The sequence below is a fragment of the Deltaproteobacteria bacterium genome (assembly GCA_016210005.1).
Taxonomy (GTDB): domain Bacteria; phylum Desulfobacterota; class Binatia; order HRBIN30; family JACQVA1; genus JACQVA1.
Window position 1 is genome coordinate 1 of the sequence record JACQVA010000128.1, and the last position, 21,906, is coordinate 21,906.

19 protein-coding genes are annotated in these 21,906 nt (G+C 64.2%); 11 read left to right on the top strand and 8 right to left on the bottom strand.

Annotated elements, in window-relative coordinates:
• Positions 1-294 precede the first annotated feature (294 nt).
• The 6 genes from HY699_12175 (at position 295) to HY699_12200 (ending at position 6,309) form a co-directional block, all read left to right on the top strand.
• On the top strand, positions 295-1,464 hold the full coding sequence (locus tag HY699_12175) for a nucleotide-binding protein (protein ID MBI4516559.1): 1,170 nt from the start codon (positions 295-297) through the stop codon (positions 1,462-1,464).
• 105 nt (positions 1,465-1,569) lie between these two features.
• Positions 1,570-1,797 carry a DUF433 domain-containing protein gene (locus tag HY699_12180; protein MBI4516560.1) on the top strand — a complete coding sequence of 76 codons (228 nt, stop codon included), beginning with the start codon at positions 1,570-1,572 and terminating at the stop codon, positions 1,795-1,797.
• On the top strand, positions 1,794-2,126 hold the full coding sequence (locus HY699_12185; GenBank protein ID MBI4516561.1) for a DUF5615 family PIN-like protein: 333 nt from the start codon (positions 1,794-1,796) through the stop codon (positions 2,124-2,126). Before HY699_12180 ends, HY699_12185 begins: the two co-directional genes overlap by 4 nt.
• Before the next feature lie 242 nt (positions 2,127-2,368).
• Positions 2,369-3,340, top strand: coding sequence for a GGDEF domain-containing protein (locus HY699_12190; GenBank protein ID MBI4516562.1), 972 nt, complete (start codon positions 2,369-2,371; stop codon positions 3,338-3,340).
• 651 nt (positions 3,341-3,991) lie between these two features.
• A complete protein-coding gene (locus tag HY699_12195; GenBank protein ID MBI4516563.1) occupies positions 3,992-5,116 on the top strand; it encodes a CoA transferase in 1,125 nt (374 codons plus the stop codon).
• Between the two features lie 35 nt (positions 5,117-5,151).
• Positions 5,152-6,309, top strand: a complete 1,158-nt coding sequence (locus HY699_12200) for an acyl-CoA/acyl-ACP dehydrogenase (GenBank protein ID MBI4516564.1) — start codon at positions 5,152-5,154, stop codon at positions 6,307-6,309.
• Here the strand turns inward: HY699_12200 and HY699_12205 are convergent.
• Positions 6,306-7,109, bottom strand: a complete 804-nt coding sequence (locus HY699_12205; protein MBI4516565.1) for an alpha/beta hydrolase — start codon at positions 7,107-7,109, stop codon at positions 6,306-6,308. The genes HY699_12200 and HY699_12205 overlap by 4 nt on opposite strands.
• A gap of 130 nt (positions 7,110-7,239) precedes the next feature.
• Here HY699_12205 and HY699_12210 point away from each other — a divergent pair, with 130 nt between their 5' ends.
• From HY699_12210 to HY699_12225, 4 genes are all read left to right on the top strand, one after another.
• The gene (locus tag HY699_12210) at positions 7,240-7,824 is read left to right on the top strand and encodes a hypothetical protein (protein ID MBI4516566.1); all 585 of its coding nucleotides are present in this window, start codon (positions 7,240-7,242) and stop codon (positions 7,822-7,824) included.
• Between the two features lie 308 nt (positions 7,825-8,132).
• The gene (locus HY699_12215) at positions 8,133-9,305 is read left to right on the top strand and encodes a hypothetical protein (protein ID MBI4516567.1); all 1,173 of its coding nucleotides are present in this window, start codon (positions 8,133-8,135) and stop codon (positions 9,303-9,305) included.
• A 34-nt stretch (positions 9,306-9,339) separates the two neighbouring features.
• Positions 9,340-9,732 (top strand): hypothetical protein, encoded by a 393-nt coding sequence (locus tag HY699_12220; protein ID MBI4516568.1) that lies wholly within the window; start codon positions 9,340-9,342, stop codon positions 9,730-9,732.
• Positions 9,729-10,340, top strand: coding sequence for a hypothetical protein (locus HY699_12225; protein ID MBI4516569.1), 612 nt, complete (start codon positions 9,729-9,731; stop codon positions 10,338-10,340). Before HY699_12220 ends, HY699_12225 begins: the two co-directional genes overlap by 4 nt.
• A gap of 172 nt (positions 10,341-10,512) precedes the next feature.
• Here the strand turns inward: HY699_12225 and HY699_12230 are convergent, their stop codons facing one another.
• The 7 genes from HY699_12230 to HY699_12260 form a co-directional block, all read right to left on the bottom strand.
• The gene (locus tag HY699_12230; protein MBI4516570.1) at positions 10,513-11,475 is read right to left on the bottom strand and encodes a hypothetical protein; all 963 of its coding nucleotides are present in this window, start codon (positions 11,473-11,475) and stop codon (positions 10,513-10,515) included.
• Positions 11,472-12,254 (bottom strand): molecular chaperone TorD family protein, encoded by a 783-nt coding sequence (locus HY699_12235; protein MBI4516571.1) that lies wholly within the window; start codon positions 12,252-12,254, stop codon positions 11,472-11,474. Before HY699_12235 ends, HY699_12230 begins: the two co-directional genes overlap by 4 nt.
• The gene (locus tag HY699_12240; GenBank protein ID MBI4516572.1) at positions 12,238-13,491 is read right to left on the bottom strand and encodes a nitrate oxidoreductase subunit beta; all 1,254 of its coding nucleotides are present in this window, start codon (positions 13,489-13,491) and stop codon (positions 12,238-12,240) included. Before HY699_12240 ends, HY699_12235 begins: the two co-directional genes overlap by 17 nt.
• A gap of 89 nt (positions 13,492-13,580) precedes the next feature.
• On the bottom strand, positions 13,581-13,862 hold the full coding sequence (locus HY699_12245) for a hypothetical protein (protein ID MBI4516573.1): 282 nt from the start codon (positions 13,860-13,862) through the stop codon (positions 13,581-13,583).
• A 77-nt stretch (positions 13,863-13,939) separates the two neighbouring features.
• On the bottom strand, positions 13,940-17,395 hold the full coding sequence (locus tag HY699_12250; protein ID MBI4516574.1) for a molybdopterin-dependent oxidoreductase: 3,456 nt from the start codon (positions 17,393-17,395) through the stop codon (positions 13,940-13,942).
• A 51-nt stretch (positions 17,396-17,446) separates the two neighbouring features.
• The gene (locus HY699_12255) at positions 17,447-19,111 is read right to left on the bottom strand and encodes a c-type cytochrome (protein MBI4516575.1); all 1,665 of its coding nucleotides are present in this window, start codon (positions 19,109-19,111) and stop codon (positions 17,447-17,449) included.
• Positions 19,112-19,251: 140 nt separating this feature from the next.
• A complete protein-coding gene (locus tag HY699_12260; protein ID MBI4516576.1) occupies positions 19,252-19,704 on the bottom strand; it encodes a hemerythrin domain-containing protein in 453 nt (150 codons plus the stop codon).
• A 469-nt stretch (positions 19,705-20,173) separates the two neighbouring features.
• On the opposite strand from HY699_12260, the gene HY699_12265 reads away from it, so the two are divergent.
• A complete protein-coding gene (locus HY699_12265) occupies positions 20,174-21,889 on the top strand; it encodes a hypothetical protein (protein ID MBI4516577.1) in 1,716 nt (571 codons plus the stop codon).
• Positions 21,890-21,906 lie beyond the last annotated feature (17 nt).

Here is a 21,906-nt window from a genome sequence, read left to right on the forward strand (position 1 = left end):
CACCCCGCTGATCCGTCGCTCCGTCTCGGTGGCCCGGTCGCAACCGATCGCCCCGGGAAAATCGAGCTATGCATGCTCACCGGAAGGACACGACGACTCCTCTCCGCTGCCCTAGAGGGAGATCCGGAAGATGGCTTCGTCAGCACGCGCCGTCCAACGAGCCGCTGAAGCTGACGGCCGCGGGCTTCAGTCGCGCGGGTGGCCGTGCTCGACACGAATCGTGGTAGCATCACGCGAGGCCGCAGCTTAGCGGCCATCCGTTAGGCACACGAACGGGAGCTCGGAGACACCGGTATGACTGACGCTGACATTCGCGACATGGTTCGTGGCGGCGAAGGCCCCACCGTAGAGTTCAAGGCAGTTGTCCCTGATGTCCGTGCTTTCGCCAGGCTGCTTGCCTCGTTCGCGAACGCAGAAGGCGGCACGGTTCTCATCGGCGTCGCAGACGATTCGCGAATCGTGGGGACCGACACGAATTCGCTCGCCGCCAAGGTCTCTGAGGTCCTCAAGCTTCTTCGTCCAGAGCCTCGCACTTCGGTGACGACAGTAGTTGTCGACGGCGCCTCCGTCGGAGTTGTGAAGGTCGAAGCCTCTAGCGGGCCCGTGTTTGCGGAGGGCGCGGCCTTCCGTCGCCTCGGGTCGAGCACCCACCCAATGACGCCTGAGGATCTTCGGCGGCGACTGGGCGAGGCACCATCGGAGCCCACGATAGAGCGCCTACTGACCGCCATTGCCGACCAAACGGGCGTCTTGAGTAGCCTTCTAGGCGACCACACGGCCACTGCACCTCTGCGACCCGCGGTCTTCGTGGGGTCCTCCTCGGAGGGTCTCAAAGTGGCCCACGCGGTCCAGGTCGCCCTTGACCGGTCGTGTGAGGTCGAGGTCTGGTCGCAGGGGGTTTTCGGGCTATCTCACGGCACCCTGGAGTCGCTGGTCCTGGCGCTCGAACGGTTTGACTTCGCCGTCTTGGTGCTGACGGCGGATGATCTCACCACGGCACGCGGTTCGACGAAGCCGACGGCTCGCGACAACGTCGTTTTCGAGCTCGGCCTGTTCGTTGGCGGCCTCGGTCGCGATCGCACCTTCATGCTTTACGACCGTACCGTACCGCCCTCCCTCCCATCAGATCTTGCCGGCGTGACCGCGGCCACGTTCGCACCTCATTCCTCCGGGAATCTCGAAGCTGCTGTTGGAGCACCATGCACCGTCATTCAACGCGCCATTGAGCGTGCAGGAGTGCGAGAGGGCAAGCGGGCGCGCCAACTCGACGAAGCAGCCGCCAGTGTGAGCGGCGTCAAAGTCTCTATGCAGCGCCTCCTTCGGCTTCTGGCCCACTCACGCAAGGTCGAGCTGGACATCATCGCCTCGCAGTTCGGACCCCTGATCAACTCAGAGAAACTCACCGAGATAAACCGTGATCTGCAGGACCTCGAAGCGATACTCAAGGAGAGGGACGGTGCCTAACAGCATGCAGCGGACGGCGCTACGCACCGCCGCTGATGCTGAGCGTTCGGCTGGCGGAGCAGTGAACGGTTGACGGCAGGGCAAAGACAGGCGTACGGTGCGTGCATGGACTATCGGGCTTTGATCACGATCGAACCGGGGAAGCGGGGCGGGAAGCCTTGTATTCGCGGACTACGGATCACGGTGTACGATGTACTTGAGTATCTCGCTTCAGGCATGTCCGAGGATGAGATTCTCAGCGACTTTCCGGACCTCACCCGCGAGGACATTCGTGCCTGCTTGGCATTCGCAGCCGACCGCGAGCGACGACTTCTTGAGATTCCGCCACCGTGAACCTGCTTTTCGACCAGAATCTGTCGCACCGGCTCGTGCGTTTCCTTGCAGACATATTCCCAAACAGTAACCACGTCCGCAACGTCGGGCTTGGCCGCGCGGATGACGATGCCGTCTGGCAGTATGCGGCGGCGCACGGCTTTGCGATCGTCTCCAAGGATTCGGACTTCCACCAGCTCAGCTTTCTGCGCGGCCACCCACCGAAGGTAGTCTGGGTACGCCGCGGCAACTGTTCCACAGACGAGATTGAATCGTTGCTCCGGCAACATGAGGCGGATCTGCGTGCGTTCGAGCGGGACGCCGACGCCTCTTTCGTGGTGCTGTCGTGACCCGATCTGGCCGAACCCGCCGCTCCAGGCGACGGCCAAAAGCGGGCCGCGCCTGAGCGGCACGACGTTCGGCAGCGAGAGAGCACCAATGATCGCAGACGGTCCCAAGAGCGTTCCAGGCGCTGAGCGAGAATGGATTGGCGACAAGTTGAGGAGTGGTCGGATCGACCGCCGCGGACCGGCGCCGCACTATCTTCGCTGTCTCGCTCTAGTCGACGCCTCGGGCGATGGGGGTACGCGCGGTGGCTGACTACCCTGAACGCACATACCAATTCCTTTCTCGAGCCTACCAGGTCGTGAAAGTTCTGGCGGTGACGAGCGTTTCCATCGCTGGTGTGCTGGTCTCAATCGTCGCGCTCGATATCAAGATCAGCAGCTCATGGTGGCAGGTGAAAGTCCCCCTCTTCGCTTTTGCTGCCGTCGCTACCGCGCTTGTTCTCCTCTACGGAGTCACTGTCGTTGTGCTCGGTCTTCTACTGAAGGATGCGCTCAGCACGTTATCCTTCTTCAGGAATCTCTCGAAGAACCTGAAGGCCTCGGTCTCCCGGCTCGAAGGCATTGCGTACAACGACCCCATCACCGGAATTGGGAATTCGCACGCCCTCCAGAGGGAGATTCTCAAAGGAAATGAAGCGGGTTACTTGGGGCGGTGCCTGATCCTCCTCGACCTGCAGAACTTCGGCGAGATCAACAAAAAATACAACCATTGGAAAGGTGATGAGTACCTCAGGAACTTTGCCCACAAGGTGACGACGGGAACCCGCCGGGACGAATTCCTCTTCAAGAAGCGCCCAATCAGCGCCGCGACGGAAGAAACCGACGAGGGGACAAGGGTGGAGGTAGACGATGTGAAGGCTTTCCGACGAAACTCTGGAGGCGACGAGTTCTTCGTCTTGCTGCAAGGTACGATCGTGGATGGTTTGGGCTACCTCACCCGATTGCAGAAACGCCAAGGCGAGTTCGAAGAGATGTCAATGCAGCTCCTCGGTGCCAAGCACATCTTCGGGTTTCATGCGGGGCTGGTCGCTGTAGGGAAGGACGAGTCTTACGAGTCAGTCAACAAGCGTGTCTCGGAATGCCTCGGTCTCGCCCTCGACAAGGATTCCCCGCTTCTTCTCTACTGGAATCCGAAAGAGCTGCCGGAGCTAGCGGCGGGATCGATCGGCAGGAGAATAGTGGACGATGCGACTCTGCTATTCCGCAAGGCGGACTAAGCGGACAGAGCGGCGTCCTTGGTTGCGCTCCATTGGCTTCGACATCCACATCGACAAGCTCGTGTTGCTATCGAGGCGTCAGACGGCCGAACACCTATAAGGCCTCCGTTGTCAAGAAGACGCGGCGGTAGCGTCACGGGGGCGGGGGGCGCTCGCGGGAAGCAGACGCGGCGGGCACGCTGAGGAGGGTGAGCTGACTTCGTTTCACAGCGGGTGCAGAAGCTGTGGTCTGCACCAAACACCTATTGAGGCTCTGTCGTCGAGGATCGCTGGTGCCGAGTCGACGATGCGAAGCGATAGGGCAAGCTTCAACGGCCTAGAAACTCATCGATGCCCTCGTACCGGCGACTCAAAGCAGGCGGGCTCTGGCACGCAGCCAGTCCGAGTTAGTGCCCGCCTCGGCGGGCCTGTCCCGCCGAGGCGCGGCGGCTCGCAGCGTCGAGCATCTCGATCTCGCCCAGGCGACCGGTGTTCTTCGACTCGGTGCTGCCGGCAATCTCGATCCGCGATGCCGTCAGGTGGCCGCGGCTGGCCGCGCGTTGACATTGCCGAAGAGCGCGTGGTAACCGACTCGATCGTCAGGTGAGTCGCGGCTGCACCTTCGCAGCCAACTCCGTCACCTGCCAATGTCGCTCTTCTCAAGGAGTCCATGTGCCGCCACTCCAGGGTCTCAAGCTACTCGATCTGTCACGCCAGCTGCCGGGGCCGTTCGCCTCGATGATGCTCGCCGATCTCGGCGCCGACGTGCTGGTGATCGCCGCGCCCAACGATCCCATGGGCCTCGGCCTTCCGCTGGTGCAGCGCAACAAGCGCAGCATGACGCTCAACTTGAAGGCGCCCGCAGGCAAGGAAATCTTCAATCGCCTGGCCCAAGACGCCGACATCATCCTCGAAGGCTTCCGGCCCGGCGTCAGCGAACGGCTGGGGATCGATTACGCCACGATGGCGGCGCTCAACCCGCGCCTGATCTACTGCTCGATCTCGGGCTACGGGCAGGACGGGCCGTACCGCAACCAAGTCGGCCACGACATCAACTACCTCGGATACGCCGGCGTGCTCGGCATCTCGGGGCCGGCCGGCGGCCCACCAGTATCGGCCGGGGTGCAGATTGCCGACATCGGCGGCGGCGCGCAGATGGCCGTGATCGGCATCTTGGCGGCGCTGCTGGCGCGCCAGCACACCGGTCGCGGCCAATACCTTGACATCTCGATGATGGACGGCTCGGTGACCTGGAACGTCTTTCACATGCTGATGTACCTCGTCACCGGCAGCCTGCCACAGCGCGGCCAGACCCGCCTCACCGGTCACCACCCGTGCTACGCGATCTACGAGACCAGCGACGGTAAGTACGTTACCGTCGGCGCGCTCGAAGAGCATTTTTGGAAGAACCTCTGCGTCGCCCTGGGCGTGGAGGACTTCATCCCGGATCAATTCGCCGAAGGCGCCCGGCGCGAAGAGATGTTCCGGGTCATCCGGGAGAAGTTTTGCAGTCAGACACAGGCCGAGTGGCTGAAGCAGCTGGCGCCGATCGACATCTGCTTCGGCCCGGTGAGCGATATCTGCGAGGTCTTCGAGGACCCGCAGGTGCGACATCGCGGCCTGCTGCCGGTAATAGACGGGCAGCGGGCGGTGGCCTCGCCGCTGAAGTTCTCCCAAACCCCGCCGAGGCCGCCGTCACTGCCGCCGGACTTCGGCCAGCACAGCGCCGAAGTGCTGCGCGAGTTGGGCTTCAGCGACGCGGACATACAACGGCTGAAGGCCGAGAAGACCGTCTGAGCACAAGGCCGCCGACACCGGCGCACGGAGGAGACATGGATTTCGGATTCAGTGCAGAGCAAGACATGCTGCGGCAGAGTGCGCGCCAGTTCCTCGAAGGCGAGTGCGCCATGACTTACGTGCGCAAGATGATGGACGAGGAGCGCGGCTATTCCGAAGAGCCGTGGCAGAAGATGGCCGGCCTAGGCTGGCAGGGACTGATCATTCCCGAGGAGTTCGGCGGCTCCGGGCTCACCATGGTGGACCTCATCGTGGTACTCGAAGAGATGGGCCGCGTCGTCATGCCCGGGCCGTTCTACGCCACCGTCATGCTGGGGGCGATCCCGCTGCTGCTCGGCGGCAGCAAGGCTCAGCAGCGCAAATACCTGCCGGGAATTGCCGACGGGTCGCTGAAAGCGACGCTGGCGCAGGTGGAAGAAAGCGGGCGTTGGGACGCCGGCGGCATCGTGCTGCCCGCGACCAAGACCGACAACGGCTACACGCTCAACGGCACCAAGCTGTTCGTGCACGATGCCCATAACGCCGACTTGCTGGTTGTCCCGGCACGGACCGCGGGCAAGGGCGAGAAGGGCATCACGCTGTTCCTGGTCGACGCTAAGGCACCCGGCGTTTCAATCTCTGTGCTCAAGACCATGGACCAGACGCGCAAGCTCTGCGAGGTCACCTTCAACAACGCCGGCGTCGGCAAAGACGCCGTGCTCGGGCGCGTCGGCGCGGGCTGGCCGTTGCTCGATCGCATCAGCGATCGCGCCAAGGTCGCGCTCTGCGCCGAGATGTGCGGCGGCGCCCAGCGGGTACTCGAGCTCAGCGTCGACTACGCCAAGGTGCGCGAGCAGTTCGGCAAGCCCATCGGCAGCTTCCAGGCGATTCAGCACAAGTGCGCCAACATGATGGTGCAGGTCGAAAGCTCGAAATCGGCGACCTACTACGCCGCCTGGGCGGTGGCGAACGATGTTCCGGAAGCTCACCTGGCCGCGTGCATGGCCAAGGCCTATTGCTCGGATGCTTACCGGCTGGTGAGCGGCGAAGGTATCCAGATCCACGGCGGCATCGGCTTCACCTGGGAGCACGACATGCACCTGTACTTCAAGCGCGCCAAGGGCTCGGAGGTGACTTACGGCGATGCCACCTGGAACCGCGAGCTGGTGGCCCAGGTGGTGCTCGATCAGCCGCAAGTGGCCGCGTCGAGTTAGCGCGCGCGCTGGGTTTCGGTCAAAAACCGCCTGACCTCTTGCACCGTCGCCGCCGGGTTGTCGAGAAAGACGTGATGGCCCGCGCGCGGGATCTGCACCAGGCGGGAGTGCGGCAGGCGTGACAACAGCGCAATTGCCGCCGCCCGATCCATCACCGCCGACTCACTGCCGCGCAAGAATAGGGTGGGACAAGTGAGGCGATCGAGTTGACCGGCAACCTCGAGCGGGGCGGCTTGGCACAGCGTCTCGCGGTCGAAATTGAGCGTGAACCCGGTTGTACCGTTGGTCACCCGCGCCAGCAGCGCCTCGGCCAGCGCGTTCATCACCTGGTTGCTTGAAGCCGGCGCAAGGTTCTTACGCAAATACGCCTCGGCCTCGCCCCTTGTGGCGAATACTGGATGCGGCTTGCTGCCGGCCTCCCGCAAGTGTTCGGTCTGCCAAGCAGGCGGCGGGATGTTGATGTCGATCGAGACCAGTGCGCGGGTGCGCTCGGGATGGCGTACCGCGTAACCGGCACACAGCAGCCCCCCAAACGAGTGGCCGACGAGCGCCAGCGAGTTGACCCCGAGCTCGGCGACGAGCGCTTCCAGGTCTTCGAGGTATGCTTCCGCCGTGTAAGTGCCCGGACACGGGCTGCCACCGTGGCCACGCAGATCCGGCGCAACGACATGGACCAGATCAGCTAGACCTTCCGCCAGCGGCTCCCAGATGCGCCCACAGCCGGCCAGACCATGGACGAGCAAGACCGCCGGCAAGCTGCGGTTACCCCATTCTCTATACGCAAGTGCGATTGCCGCCATGGCTCACTACCCAACAACCGGGAGGGAACTAGGTGAGCCCCGAGCCTCTGTCAAGTGAATTTTGCACCCTCGAACTTTGGTGGCCGTTCTTGCGGCGGGCAACCGGGCTGTGGTACCCGAGTCTCACACCATGGCCCGTCTGATCAAACGCTACGGCAACCGCAAGCTCTACGACACCAAGGCAAGCGCCTACATCACGCTCGACGGCATCAAAGACCTGGTCCGGCGGGGCGAAGATCTGCGGGTTACCGATAACGATACCGGCGAGGATCTGACCGCGGTGACCTTCGCGCAGATCATCTTCGAGGAGGAGAAGCGCAAGAGTGGGCTGCTGTCGCTGTCGGCCTTGCGCTGGATTATTCACCAAGGCGGCGAGGCGGTGCACGAGATCATGGGGCGCGTCGAACGTGGGCGCGAGGCGCTCGATAGCGCGCGCGAGTCGGTCGAGAAAGGCGTGCAGCAGTTGGTTGGCGGCGGCGACAAGGGCGGCCGCAGCCTGATCGGTGGCTTCCTGGAGCAACCGCAGAAGCAGCTCGATCACTTGCAGAAGCGCATCGACACCCAGGTGCGCGAATCGGTGGACCGCATCGCCAGCCACCCGGCGATTCAGCGCGAGATCACCCGGCTGGAACGGAGCGTGAAGCGCCTGGAGCAGCAACTGGCGCGGCTCAAGCGCCCCGCGCGCACGCGCCGCGGCAAGCCGAAGTCTTCATAATCCACACTGCGCCGTCTCTCCAAGTGCCGAGCGAGCCGGCACGGAGCGCATCTCATTGGCCTCGCGGAGTTCAGCGACGCCGGACGTCTGGCCGGGTGGCTCGCGAAGCCACCGGTCAAGTCGCGCTCGCTCTGCTCCTACTGGTCCTAGGGGTTTTTCCTAACTTGACCGCAGCCAGCCATTGGCCGTAGCCTGACGACAAGTGCAGAAGCAGCGCACAGCCGAGCTTGACGGGGTGCGCATGGCGTTGGTTCCAGGCGCAATGTTCAGGGTGAACTCGATCGCGTGCGATCGGTGAGGATTCAGCTATGACCACATTGTCGTTGGCTACTGCAGTAGAAGAGGCCGAGTTGTTGCTCGCGTTCGCCGTGAGGCGAGGCCTGCTGGCCGACCAGACGCTGGCTGCGGCAGTCAGCGAGTGCCGGCAGGCGGTGGCGACGACGACGCCATTGGCGGACGAGTCGCGCTTTTGGTCCGCCTTCAACCGCCTCGCGGCACTGGTGCAACCGGCGACCGTCGAGAGCATTCGCGCCACCACCCCGGCGGCACGCGATGGCTCCGACAGCAAGGCCGACGAGGCAGTCAAGCGCTACCGCAACTTGGCGCTGGCAACGTTAGTGACACTGGTGGCGGCGCAGGTGTACTACCTAGTCGGCGCAACCGCTATAAGTCGCATCGACAGCTACCTCAAGGAACTCGAGGCAGCCTCCGGCGGTACCGAGGTGCAGGGACAGCTGGTCGAACTCGCTGTCTCTGGCACGCAGGCCCCTGCGAGCCGCCTCGATAACGCCGAGGGCTACAAGCGCGTTCGTTTGGATTTCAGTTATCGCCAGCTCGCGACCTGGAACCGGGTATGGGAGACACCGCTCGAATTGGCGCAGCTGCAATGGCCGGGCAACCCTGCTTCGGTGCTCGCGCGCTCGGAAACCTGCAAACGCTCAGCTGGAGCCAACTCGGTGCCGGAGAGCAACCAGACACCGCCAGTGACCGGCGAGCAGCCAGCCGCGGAACTCGCCGCGCCTGACGGCGGCGGGCAAAGCCCAGCGCGGGTCGCTACCAGCGACTGCCTGCCCGCCGGCGATGCCTATGGCCTCGTCTTCAATCCGTTTGATGGCGACAACATCGTCACCGAGACCAGGGCGCGGCTGGCGCTCAAAACCATGAGCGCCTACGTTCTACCGTTTCTGTACGGGCTGCTCGGCACCTGCGTATTCATTCTGCGCAATCTCGGCGAAGGCATCCGGTCCTACTCTTTCTCCAGCGATGTCGGCTACCGCGTGCGACTTCCGCTCGGGGCGCTGGCGGGCGTGGCCATGGCCTCGATCATGTCTCCCGAGTCGATGCCTTCAGCCTTGCGGTCGCTGCCTTCGATCACGCTCGCGTTCGTGGCCGGATACAGCGTCGAGATCTGGTTCGCGATGATGGACCGCGTCATCGGCGCGTTTTCCAACACCGATCAGACTGCTGTGAAGTCCAAGTAACGCCCGCGACTGTACTGAAGACAGGAGGTAGAAGATGGCGCGAAGCAAATGGCTGGCAGTTCTCACACTGGCGGCGATGCTCGGGGCTACTGCCGTCATGGTGTCGGCGGAATGCACGGCAGAAATGAAGGCAAAGATGCGAAGAGGAAAGATGTCCGCGGCAGAGATCGAAGCAGCGTGCGGCGCTGATGACGACGACGGCGAGGAGCCGGTGAGAAAGCACCGCAAACCGCGCCGCGCGGCGCGCGACGAAGATGCCGATTGGCCTGATGAGCCCAGTTACCGCCACCCAGGACAGCAGGGGCAAGCCGTGGCCAGTACATGCATCACCTCTGTCGGCTCTTGCCCGATGGTGGTCGCGGGACCGGCAGGCTACCCCTGCACCTGCGTGACGCCGTTCGGGCCGGTGTACGGAACCGCGCGGTGACGGCACGGCGCCTCGCGCAACGCGGGCTCGGGCTCGCGATGGCCGCCGGCGTGTTGGTCCCGGGGCTGGCTCACCGCGCCGCGGGCGGCGACGAGCACCGGCCGCGCTGGTCAGTTACCGCGGCGGTTCCTGCGAAGCGACAGAAAACGATCGCCTGGTGCTGGTTGGCGGTCGCGCAGATGGCGCTCGATTATTTCGCGGTCGATGACATTCCGTCGCAGTGCCGGCTGATGGAGTTGGGCTATGGGCTGGCGAACGGGTACTGCTGCGATGACACCGCCCGCTGTACCTGGCCCGGCTCAGAGCAGCAGATCAAAGCCGTGATAGAGCACTTCGGCGGCTTGGCCACGTCCTCGCGCGAGCCGCCGCCGAACTCAAAGGCCATCTACGACGCTCTCAGTGCCGGCGACTTGGTGATTGCCCTGATCGGCGCGGGCTTTGGCCAAGGCCACGCCGTCGTCGTGCGCGGAGTCAGAATGGAAGCCGAAGCCGGCGGCTACGCACCCTATCTCTTGGTCAACGATCCGCTCGCGCGCGTACCGGAGAAGATCGAGTTCTCCAAGCTGCGTGAAGTTTGGCAGCGCACGATCATCGTCCGCGAGCACTAGTAGGCTGGGTTGCGCCAAGGAGCTTGGCGGCTTCCGTTGCGCCAAGCCGCGGCTCTTCAATGCCGCTTAGATCTGGATGAGGATGAGCAGGTTAGCGCGCGCCGGGGGTCTTTCGCCTCGTCGCCGCAAGACTCTACGTCTCTGAACACGTAGCGCTGCGCTCACATCAATGTCAGCTCTTGGCCGCGGCGGTGTCGATCCAGCCCGGGATGGCCTTGGCGGCGGCGAGCGACATTTCGCGCGCGCGGTAGAGTTCTGCACACTGACTGCACAACCCGTCGGCTGGCTCCCAGGTGGGGAACTCGCTTTGAATGCACGCGACCACGTCCGCCGCCAGCGTCTCGGGGTCGGGCTCACGCCCATAGGTCGGGAAGCGGCACAAAGGGCAGCGGCCGCCCGGAGCGAGGCCGCGCACGGCTTTCTCTCCGCGCGGGCTCAGCACAAAGGCCACCAGCTCGGCATGTGTGCCCGCTGCGCCGCTGAAGAAGCGTACGAACGCCTCGTCGGAGGCTTCGCCCAGCATCGGGAAGGCCGTGGTAAAGCCCCGCCGTGCTTCGGCTTCCGCACCCGGTGCGGCAACTCCGCGGCGCAGCAGGCGACCGGCGATACTGACGTTCCACAGCACACGATAGCGATCACGCAGCAGGCCCTCGAAGGATGGACCGGCCTCGGTTCGCGGCAGCACCGGCTCGTAGCCGAACGCGGGATCGACCATGTCGGCCACGTGCATCAGTTCCGGGCGCAGCCACGCCAGCAGGCCATCAGGCTCGGCGAAGGAACTGGCGCACAGGCGAATCACGATAGTCCGGGCATCGCGGCCTTCGGCATCGGCGGCAACCAAGAGATCCGCCGCTTCCTGGTTACGGATTGCCGCACGGCTGACGATGCACCGGCCGCAGGCCTGCGCCAAATCCGGCAGCTCGGCCAGCGCCTGGTGGATGGTCTGATCCAACCGTAACCGGATGAACCAGTTGAGATGAAACTGCGCGAACGCCCGCTCCCGCTCGTTTTCGGGTTGCAGGTAGAGCGGATCACGCTCGCGCCGGAACCTGCTCTCTTCGGCGCTGCCGCCCACCGCCCATAGCACCACCTCCTCTACGAGGTCCGGCCGGAAACTGACCGGCAGCGACGTCATAGAGCCTCCGCTTCGCTATCGGCACCGGCGGCTTCATCTGCACTCTGACAGCCTAAGGGAACGGCGACGGTCGCGGGATCCGGTCGCAGCCCCAGTAACTCCGAGCCGGTGGGAACGCCCAGCCGCTCACAATCGAGCTGCACCAGCGCCAACAGCAACTCGCCGAGCGCGCCGTAGAAGCCGGCGGGGTCATGCCGAACCAGCTGCCGGCCGAAGGCGGGGGCAAAGCGGGCCAAGTGGTCGCGCAGGAAGAGCATGCCAGCTCGCACTGTGCCGGTCAGCATCTCCTGATCGTTATGCTCTATGGCGTAGGCCTCTTTGCAAGCCAGGAAGGCGAGGAACTCACACTCGCAGCTGACATGGTCGATGCGCTCGCGCGCCTCGGGGCGCAGCGTGAGGCCGAAGGCGCGCAGGAAGCCGGCCAGGTCGCCGAGCTCCTGCGGTTGTTGGAACAACGCCTCCGCGCCGTATTCGGTTTCGTAAGCCGGCACTTCGCCCCGAGCCGTGTGGCCGAAGAGCCGGCGGTGGACGCCGCCGAGGGTTTCGAGGTCGAGCTCGGGCCGAGCCAGCGCCGCCGCCCGTTGACTGAGGCCGCTGGCGACGGCGCCTGCTTCCAGCATCCGGGCCGCATCGGCCAAAGCGCCGGCCGCTTCTGAGCTGGTGAGGCGGACGAGCGTCTCGGCCGTCGGCGGGCGAAAGCCCAGCGCCAGCGCGGCATAGACGGTGGCGCGGCAGAGCGGAAGGTCGGTGCTCGCGCCGGTCTCAGATGGAGTTGGCATGCTGTGCCCCACGCACGTGCAGGGGCTCCTCCACGGTGGTGCGGAACAATTCCTTACCGTCCTGACCGAAGGCGATCACGGTGTCGTTGTATAGCTTCACCGTTTTGCCGCGCAACGAGGCCTCGTAGACCTGCGGCCCCTCCTCGATCTCGTAGCGGAAGATGATCCGATTCGAGCGGCGGAACAGCTGCAGCACCGCGAGCAACTCGCGGTCGGGGTTGCTGTAGCGTTCGAGCGCCGCATCGACGCCGGGGCCGAACATCTGCCGCAGATACGGCCGCGGCACCCAACGCGGTGGTATGTAGTACCCGTTCGGCGAGGTGCCCAGCTGCGGGTAGAGCGGCAGCGCCACCTTAGCGACGTGGATCATGTAGTAGAGCGGGTTTTGCCGGTCTTCGGCCCAAGTGCCGTCCTGACTCAGTTTGACCAGGCCCTGCATCCGAATTTGGCCGATGCAGGCAGCCATGCAGCGGGTCTCCATCGGCTGCCCCTCGCTTTCGGGATCTTTGCCCTCGACACGCGGGTAGCAGGCGATGCACTTCTCGGAGGTGCGGGTGTTGCCGCGATAGATCGACTTCTTGTACGGGCAGGCCTCGACGCACTTGCGGTAGCCGCGGCACTCGCTCTGGTCGATCAGCACGATGCCATCTTCGGGCCGCTTGTAGATCGCCTTGCGCGGGCAGGCCGCCAGGCAGGCCGGGTAGCTGCAATGATTGCAGATGCGGGCGAGGTAGAAGAACCAGGTCTTGTGCTCGGGCAGCTCGACGCCGGTCTTGTCCCACTGCATCGGCTTGCCGCGCTCGCCCACCGGGTTGTCCTCGTAGATGTTCGGCGAGTTCCACTCGTCGTCGTCCGGCAGATAGCCGAGCACGCGGGCGCTGTCGGGCGTGAGGGTCTTGCGCGTCGCCTCGAAAATCGTCTGGCCCTTGAATTCGCCATAGGGGCCGGAACCGCTCGCCCAGCGCTGGCCGTCGGGGTTGGCCTTTTCGAGCAGGTCGAGGATCTTCATGTCCCAGGATTGGGGATAGCCGCCGTAGGGCTTGGTCTCGACGTTGGCCCACCACATGTGCTCCTGGCCCTTACTGAAGGTCCAGGTCGATTTGCATGCCATGGTGCAGCTCTGGCAGGCGATGCAGCGGTTGATATTGAAGACGAAGGCGAACTGCTGCTTGGGGTACGCCGCTTCATACGGGTACTCCATCGTCCGGCCGAGCTGCCAATTAAGAACTTTGGGCATGGTCTCCACTCCTTGTCGTCACATGTCACGCACTGGCGCCGGTACCGCGGGCGGCGGTGGTCCTGGCGCACGGGCGAATCACTCAAACGCTATCGCGCCTCGCTGTCGACGATGCGCACGCGGCCCCACACCGCCACGCACTCGTCAATGATGGCCTCGGCCGCTTGCGCCCCGAGCGCGCGATAAGCTCCGTGGGCCCCGCTGTAGAACGGGTTGCGGAACAACGCCACGATCTGCTCGCGGCCGTAACCATTGCGGGCGAACTCCTCGGCGAAGGTGTACGCCATCTCCCGCATCGCTTCCGGACCGGCCGGCAACATGACCCCCACCAGCTCTTGCGGGTCTGTCGCATCAGGATCGTCGTAGGGCATCGTTCAACTCCCGTGGCTAGAGGCCGGGGGCTGGAGGCTGGGGAAAACCCCTCGCATCCAGCCGCCAGTCTCCTCATTCACGTTTTGATCAAGTCTCCCGCCAGGTAGCGCTTCATGAATTCGTTTTCGTTGTCGGGAGTGAAGCCGGTGGTGGCGGGCTTCCAGACGCCCTTGCCGCCCATACCGCCGTCTTCGGCCTTGGTGACGCGCACCAGGGTTTCCTTGGGCACGGTATTGAGGGCGTGGTTGTCGGCCTCGCCACCGAAGATGAAGCCCATGAAGACCTTGGCCTTGTGGAAGAGCGTGTCGGTCTGGTGCATCGGCATGTGCCAGTTGCGGGTGATCGACTGCTGCGAGCCGTAGCGCAGGTTGGCTTGATAGCCGGTATTCTCCGAAAGCGCGCGGCCATCGGGCCGGGTTTCGTGGGCCTTGACGCTCTTCTCCGTAGCGATGAACGGCGCGTGTTTCATCATCACGCAATTGTACGGGTAGGCGTGATTGTACTTCACCCGCAGCATACAGCGGGCGACGCGGTAGAACGGGTCATCCGGCTTGGCTCCCAGGTACGGCCGGTCGGCCGGGTTGGCGTCAATGTAAACGTAGTCGCCGTCGTTGATGCCGAGGTCGCGCGCCGCCTGGGGGTTGATGTGCAGTTGATGCTCACCCACGCTCGGCGCCCGCTTGTCGAGGCGATAGGGGTCGCCGAAGTTCGAGTCGTAGAGCATGTGCCAGTCGACGTTCGACCAGCTGCTGTGGACGCGGTGGCGGGTCTTCGGTGTCAGGCAGTAGAAGTGGTAGCCCTTCTCCCAGAGGAAGTTCTTGGTCGTTTTCACCTTGGCCCACGGCATCTTGATGTTGCGGATCGTGCGGTCGTCCCAGTGCTCGGCGCTGGGCTTGATGCCGTAGTCTTCGGGGCGGACGAACGGGTTGTTGCTGACGATGACGTTGGGCAGGTAGGGCGTGGCTTCCGGCCCCTCGCGGTGGACGATGAAGTTTTCGCCGTACTCGATCGCCTCGGGGACGTCGGCGTAGGCGTGCATGCGGCCGGTATCGGTGTGGAACGGCTCGCTGTCGACCACCTGCTCGTAGAACGGGATGCGGGGGTAGGTGCGGAAGTTGAGCAGCGTACCGCCCGGCGGGCCGTACTTGCCGGCCATGATGTCGTCGAGCTTGAAGCCAACGGTGGTGGTGGAGCTGTCGAGCAAGCGTTGGACGTAGACGCCGCGCTTGTCCGGATCGGCGAAGGCAAAGTAGTCGCGGAAGCGTTGCTCGCCGGTGATGTCCGCCATCGCGCGGGCGATGCCGGCCAGGATCATTAGGTCGTCCTTGCTGTCGAACACCGGCGGGATGCCGCCCTTCCAGATCTGCAGGAACGGATTCGAGCAGCTGGCGGTGATTTCGAGCCCTTCGAACTCGAGCCATGAATTGGCCGGCAGTGCGAGGTCGGCGTACTCGATCGAGGCGGTCATCTGGATGTCGAGCGAGACGATCATCTCGACGTTCGGATTGACGTTCTTGATCATCGCGTAGGCCCACTTGGCGTTGTTGATCAGGTTCACGTTGGTGAAGATCATCGCCTTGGTGGGCGTCGGCATGTGGCTTTGGCCGGTGAAGTTCTTGCGGCCGAACTTGGGGGTGTTGACGATGAGTGCCTGGTCGCCGTGGTTCCAGTACGCCGGCTCTTCATCCTTGGTATAGGCGTGAGCGTGGATGGCCTTGCCCGGAGCGTTGGGATCGAGCGTGATCTCGAACGGGTCCTCCGCTACCCACCCCTTGAAGCCCGGGCCGGTCCAGGGCGAGCCCTGGAAGATGGCAGCCTTGTAGTTGCCCGCCCAGGTATGGGAACCGGAGCCCGGGATGCCGACGTTGCCGGTAAGCATCAACGGCAGATATGAGGCACGGTTCATCTCGGTGGCGTGGAACCAATGATTGATGCCCTCGCCCTGATGGATGGCCACCGGCTTCATGGTGGCGATGTCCTCGGCGAGTTGCTCGACCAGATGCTGCGGGGCGTGGGTGATCTCGCAAACGCTCTTGATGTCGTAGTCCTTGAGGTGCGTCTGGTAGAGAGTCCACAGCGTGGCAACTTCGACCGTCTTGCCGTCAGCGAGCTTCACCTTGAACGAGCCTTCCAGGGTGGGATCGATGCCGTTCTTGGTCATCGTCTCGCCGACTTCGTCGCGAGTGATCGCGCGCGGCCCGTTGGTCTTGGCATCCCAGACCACATAGTCACCCAGCTTGTCGTGCTGCTCGGGCTTAAGGCCCTGGACTTTCATCGATGGGCCGTCGGGCGACAGGCTGGACTTGTAGTCGGCGAACACCTCGTGGGCGCGCAGGCGCTTGAGGTTGTCTTTGCGCACCAGCAGCGGAAAGTCGGTGAAGCGCTTGACGAAGCTCTCGTTGTACTGGCCCTTGTCCATCATCAGCTTGGTGACGCCGAGCCAGAGCGCCGCGTCGGTCTGCGGGCGGATGGGAATCCAGTAGTCGGCTTTGGTGGACGGCGGCCCGTACTCGGGCGCGATGACGACGATCTTGGCGCCGCGCTCCATGCACTCGATGAACCAGTGCGAGTCGGTGAGCTTGTTCTCGACCAGGTTCTTCCCGTCCATGATGATGAGTTTGGACGAGCGCAGGTCATTGAAGTCGCAGTCGGAGGTCTGCAGGCCGTGCACCCAGGGATGGCCCGGGGCCTGGTCACCGTGCCAAGTGTAGTTGGAGAAGTTGCGCCCACCGCGGGCTTGCTCGTGATCGACGCCGCGGAGCTTGGCGTCGAGTAGTGCCATCGAGTTATTGAGACGGTACATGCCGTACTTGCCGATGACGCCGAGCAAGCCCATGCCGCCGCGCATCTTGAAGGTGCGGGTGCCGGCGCCGCCCATCTCCTTGACCATCTCGGGTTGATAGCCCTGGGCGAGTAGGCGCTTGGCGCCTTCGTCGCCGCTGTAGCGGGTGGCGATGGCAACCAGGGCGCGCGCGATCACGTCGAAAGCATCGTCCCACGCGATCTGGACGAACTCGTCCTGGCCGCGGGCGTCGAACATGTATTTCTTCTTCAACTCAGGGGTCAGTTCCGGGAAGCCGGCATCGGCCCAAGCTTTCCACCCGCGGCGCACGATCGGATGGCGCAGGCGGTACGGGCCGTAGAGGACGCGGTGAAAGGTGTACCCCTTGGCGCACTGGCGCGGGTTCCAGTTCACGGTGGCGTGATTGCCGTAGAGGTCGGCGTAGTTCTGGTAGTCATAGGTCGCGCCCAGGCGGGTGACGATGCCATTGCGGACGTAGGCGCGCACCCGGCAGGCGTGCGTGTCGTTGGGCGAGCAGACCCAATCGAAGGACGAATCATAGCTGTACTGGTCGCGGTAGATCTTCTCCCACTCCCGCGTCACCGACCCGGCGAGCGGATTCTGATCCGGGTCAGCCGCCGCCAGCAGTCGGAGTGGGACGCCCGCGCTGATCGCGGCGGCGCCGGTGCCAATACCCAACCAGCGCAAGAAGCTACGCCGGCTCAGATCGAAATAATGTTGGTCGCTCATGATTAAACCTCAGCTTTCAGCCGCCAGCTCTTCGTGTATTGAAGTGTGGCGTCACTTCTCTAAGTTGAGTTCCTGCCAGATGGTGACCGACTTCTTGCCGTCGCGGTCACCGGCGGTGCCGTTCCAGATCGCGAACGCAACCGGCACCGTGGTACCGGGCTCGAGCGTAACCGCACCCTCACCCTTACCCTTGAGAGCACGGCGGAAGACGACACGGTACGAGTCGGTTCCGTACACCCCTTTGGCCGCCACCGTGTGATCCACCGGCGGTCGGGCACGCAGGGTGCCGAACCCCTGCGCGGTGAGATCCTCGGCCGCGCTCGCCCTTGTCGGATCGGCCACGATGTTGCCGGCACCCCAAGCGGTCACGAACGTGGGGTCCGACTCCAAGGTGAGCGCATGGCGAAGCGGCTGTTCGACCGCCGACTTCAACAGGTTGGGATAGGAGTCGATGCCGAGGTTCGGGTAGACCTTCTCGAGGTCCTGGAACGCGGGTTCGAGGTCGGCTTGGCGCTCCGACTTCCACATCCAAATGTTGACGAACTGCCCTTTGGCGCCCATGGCGAAGAACGGCGGATCGGCGGTGGCGGACAACTCGACGGCGGCGGCGTCGCGGAAGTCCTGCGTCCGCATGGCGGTGGCGTCGTGCGTGATGTCTTGCCAGACCAACTGGAAGGCGATGTCTTTGCCGTCGTGCAATGCGCGCACGGTGACTTCTTCGGGCCGGTCGGTGCGCCACCACAACGGCATCAGATGCAAGTTGATGGCGCGGGTACTCGCCCAGGTGCCGGCATCGGGGTGATCCGGCAGCTTTGCCACGCGGGTGACGGGGATGGCGAAGCGGCGCATCTCGGCCCGTGCCCGTTGGGCATCGCTCGACAGCGAGCGCACGAAATGAACCAGGTGCCAGGCGTCGTTACCGTAAGCCCAGTCGCTCATCGGCATCGGCGAGCCGGGCAAGCCGGCGATGATCCGGCGATAGATTACCTCAGGTTCCGGGCTGCCTTTGAAGACGCCGAGGGTCAGGTCGCGCGGCCGGGTCGGGTAGCCGGCCTCGTCACGTTGCACATCGACACCGTCGCCCTTGCCGGTGACGCCGTGGCACGAGGCGCAAGCGTCTTTGAACAACTCCTGCGCGCGCGCCTGAGCCGCGGCATCGTATGGCGGCTCTGGCGGAACGATAACGATGCCGGTGCCCTGCTGGCCTTCGGCCGCCGGCGCCGCGCTCGGCTTGATAGTGATCGGGGCCTCCATCAGCGACTTGACGTAATGAACCAGCCCCCACCGTTCTTTCTCGGAGAGGTGCCCCCACGAGGGCATTGCCGATCCCGGCATTCCGCGCGAAATCGTGAGGTAGAGGTCTTCGTCCGTGGGCATGCCTTCCCAGGTTGAGACCAGACGGAAGCGACCGGTGCGGAAGTTGCGCGGCTTCGGGTAGAGCAGGTAGGCGGCCTCGCCTTCGCCATCGCCCTTGGCGCCATGGCAGGCCACGCACTGCTTGGTGTAGACCTGCTCGCCCAGCTTGATCAACTCGGGGCTGGACGGCACGGCTTCCGTCGGCGTCCACCTAGCCGGCAACGGCCGACTCGTATCATCGGTGTGGGTCGCCGACCCTGGGCCTTCCGCTGCTGCCACCGGTGGCGCCGCCTCGGCGCTGACCCGCAGCGTCAACGCGCAGACAAACAACGCGGTACCGAAGCTTAGTCTTGTGCTCATCAACAACCTCCGAAAGGCGCGGTCAGCGTTAAGCCGCCGCGCAATTGAGGCGCACCATCGGCGCCGGTGCTTCGGGTCGCAGCTGGAGCTATCGCCCGAAGCGTTCTCAGGAACCGGTAACGCAAGCCAGCCCCGGTCGTTCACGAGGCAGCACGGAGCGCGGCGGCCCGTTGGTCGACCTCGCCCAGCTCCTCGGGGCCGAGCAGGCGTGCCGCCATCGGAAAGAGAACCTGGTCTTCCTTGGCAATGTGACCGCGGAGCAAGTCGATCAAGCCGTGGGCATTCTCTCTCTGCTGCTCCACGTCGCCCGTTTCCACGCCCCGGGTCAGCCCTTCCAGCAGCCGGCGGAAGTCCGCATGCTCGGCGTTCATGACTGCCAGCGGCCCATGGTCGTAGCCCAGGTGCCGGCCCATAATCGGGAACAGCGCTTCTTCCTCTATGGCGAAGTGCTGCACGACATCGTGATGCAAGTACTCGGCAAGCGCAGCTGCGGCATTGCCTCTTGCGTCTGCACCTAACGCTTCCTCGGTCTTGGCCAGATGGGCCAGAACCTCTTGGTGTTGCTCACTCAGCAGGTCAATCGTGGTACTCATGCTCCTACTTAAACCTCAACTCTCGCACAGAGCCGCTGTGCCGATCGCGGGCCACGCCCGCACACACACACGCTGGGCTGCTAGCCGAGCCCCGCAGTATGCACCCAGCGGCCGTGGTCCGGTAGCATGATTTATGGGCTCGCGCAGCACTCCTATATGACCTCGGTCATAGAGAGCGGCGACAATTGAGGGATCGCGTGAAATCGCCAGCGCCGGCAGCCGACTCGAGCCGCGCGCCCTGGCTCTGGCGGCTCTGGCGAGGGCCGCGCTTCCAAGCCGCGGGAATAATTCGCAGGCATGTGAACCAACTGGGGCCGGTGTGAAGACCCGCTCAGAGTAACCTGGAGGCGGTGAACGTGGCACGCTTCCTGGTTCACCACGCGATGGTTTCATGTGGCTCTCGGCCGAGCCGGCGTTTGCGCAACGCGCGCCGCGCTGGGCCGTGCACTGGCGAAAAGGAGAGGCCACGATGGACAAACCTGAATGTTACGGCCCCCACTCACGGTGGCGGCTGAGGTGGGCCTGGTTTGGCTGCGCGTTGTCCCTCCTGGCAAGCTCGCCGGTCGCAGCGCTGCCGCCATATGGCCCAGTCGAGATCTCGGGGAACATCGCCGCGCAGCAGGTCATTCGCCATCGCGACATCGACCGCTACGACTTCGTGCAGCAACGCAACACCTTGAAGCTGCGCGTGGATTACACCGCCATCGACGACGGCAAGCTGATCGAACGGCTGCCGGTTCCCTTCATCGACCGCACCAAGCTCTTCGTCCTCTATCGCGGCGTTTACGACAGCGTTTACGACTACACGCCCGGCTTCAGCCAAGAGGACATTTACGGGCAACCGATCGGCGAACGACTCGATGACCTGCGCGGGCGCGAGGGGTTGCGTTTCGAGAACCGGTTGCGGGAAGCCTACTTGGACGTGCGGCTCAAGAACCTCCCGCTCAGCTTTCGCCTGGGCCGGCAACAGATCGTGTGGGGCGAGACGGACAATTTCCGCATGCTCGATCGGGTCAACGCGCTCGACCTCAGCTGGCACCTGCAACAGGAGTCGTGGGATGAGCTGCGAACGCCCTACTGGATGATCAAGGGCCTGTGGGAGATCGGCGAGGCCGCGCCGTTGAGCGACGCCTTTCTTGAGTTCTACTGGAATCCCGGCGATTGGCACCCGGCCAAGCGGGCGTTTCTGCCGCGGCCGTGGAGCGCGCCAATCTCCAACCCGCTGCGGCCGGCGATCGCGATCTTTCAAACCGACCGGCTGGCTCATGGCACCAAGCTATTCCAGCAGGGCGACTACACCCGCAACCCGATGGACAACAGCCAAGTGGGCGTGCGCCTGAGTGCCCTGAGCCCGCAGGGGGTGCAGTTCACGCTCAATTACTTCTATCAGCGTTGGGCCGGCGACGACGGCACCAACGCCGCCGCGGTGCGTGCGCTCACCCGTCGCAGCGACATCGCCGCCGCGCGCGCCCGCGGCGAGTTGCCGGTCGAGGCCGTCGCGCCCTACGTTCACGCCATCGGCGCGTCGCTGAACTACGCCGAACAGAACTACACCCAGGCGGTGTTGCGGGCCGAGACGGTTTACGAACTCGGCGTCCCCTTCGCCGACGCCGCCAAGCCGTTTCCCGACCCGCCGCTGAATCGCGATCTGTTCGGCATCAGCAAGCACGACATGTGGAAGGGCATGATCGCCTTCGATCGTCCGACGTGGATCAAGCCGCTGAATCGCAATTCCACCTTCCTCGTACTCGGGCAGTTCTTCTGGCACTACCTGGTCGACAACCCGCCGATCGCCTGCCGCGACCCCGGCGAAGCGCCGCCCTGTGCGGTCAGTGGCCAGGGGCAGGGTCTGCGCGGGCAGTTCTCCGACAGCGGCAACAACGCCGGCGCCGCCTTCATCGACAAGGTGCGCGATTGGGAACTGCTGGCGACCCTGGCGGCGACCAGCTTCTATCGCGGCGGCAAGCTCGTCCCCTTCCTCGTCTACGTCATCGATCCGGTGAACAACTACAACCAGGAAGTCATCTTCATGGCGGACTACTTCATCACCAACAACCTGATCTTCAACCTCACTCAGCGATACTTCATCAACACCACCAGCAATCCAGTGTTCGAAACCTGGGGAGTGGCGGGCCTCAACCGCGGCCGTTCTGAGACCAGCCTGCGCCTGACTTATCAGTACTGAGCCGCAGGAAGGAGTTA

Bases quoted from the DNA above. Each gene is read 5' to 3' on its own strand.
- HY699_12175 (MBI4516559.1), top strand. From the start codon at position 295: ATGACTGACGCTGACATTCGCGACATGGTTCGTGGCGGCGAAGGCCCC.
- HY699_12180 (MBI4516560.1), top strand. From the start codon at position 1,570: ATGGACTATCGGGCTTTGATCACGATCGAACCGGGGAAGCGGGGCGGG.
- HY699_12200 (MBI4516564.1), top strand. From the start codon at position 5,152: ATGGATTTCGGATTCAGTGCAGAGCAAGACATGCTGCGGCAGAGTGCG.
- HY699_12205 (MBI4516565.1), bottom strand. From the start codon at position 7,109: ATGGCGGCAATCGCACTTGCGTATAGAGAATGGGGTAACCGCAGCTTG.
- HY699_12210 (MBI4516566.1), top strand. From the start codon at position 7,240: ATGGCCCGTCTGATCAAACGCTACGGCAACCGCAAGCTCTACGACACC.
- HY699_12215 (MBI4516567.1), top strand. From the start codon at position 8,133: ATGACCACATTGTCGTTGGCTACTGCAGTAGAAGAGGCCGAGTTGTTG.
- HY699_12220 (MBI4516568.1), top strand. From the start codon at position 9,340: ATGGCGCGAAGCAAATGGCTGGCAGTTCTCACACTGGCGGCGATGCTC.
- HY699_12230 (MBI4516570.1), bottom strand. From the start codon at position 11,475: ATGACGTCGCTGCCGGTCAGTTTCCGGCCGGACCTCGTAGAGGAGGTG.
- HY699_12235 (MBI4516571.1), bottom strand. From the start codon at position 12,254: ATGCCAACTCCATCTGAGACCGGCGCGAGCACCGACCTTCCGCTCTGC.
- HY699_12240 (MBI4516572.1), bottom strand. From the start codon at position 13,491: ATGCCCAAAGTTCTTAATTGGCAGCTCGGCCGGACGATGGAGTACCCG.
- HY699_12245 (MBI4516573.1), bottom strand. From the start codon at position 13,862: ATGCCCTACGACGATCCTGATGCGACAGACCCGCAAGAGCTGGTGGGG.
- HY699_12250 (MBI4516574.1), bottom strand. From the start codon at position 17,395: ATGAGCGACCAACATTATTTCGATCTGAGCCGGCGTAGCTTCTTGCGC.
- HY699_12255 (MBI4516575.1), bottom strand. From the start codon at position 19,111: ATGAGCACAAGACTAAGCTTCGGTACCGCGTTGTTTGTCTGCGCGTTG.
- HY699_12260 (MBI4516576.1), bottom strand. From the start codon at position 19,704: ATGAGTACCACGATTGACCTGCTGAGTGAGCAACACCAAGAGGTTCTG.
- HY699_12265 (MBI4516577.1), top strand. From the start codon at position 20,174: ATGGACAAACCTGAATGTTACGGCCCCCACTCACGGTGGCGGCTGAGG.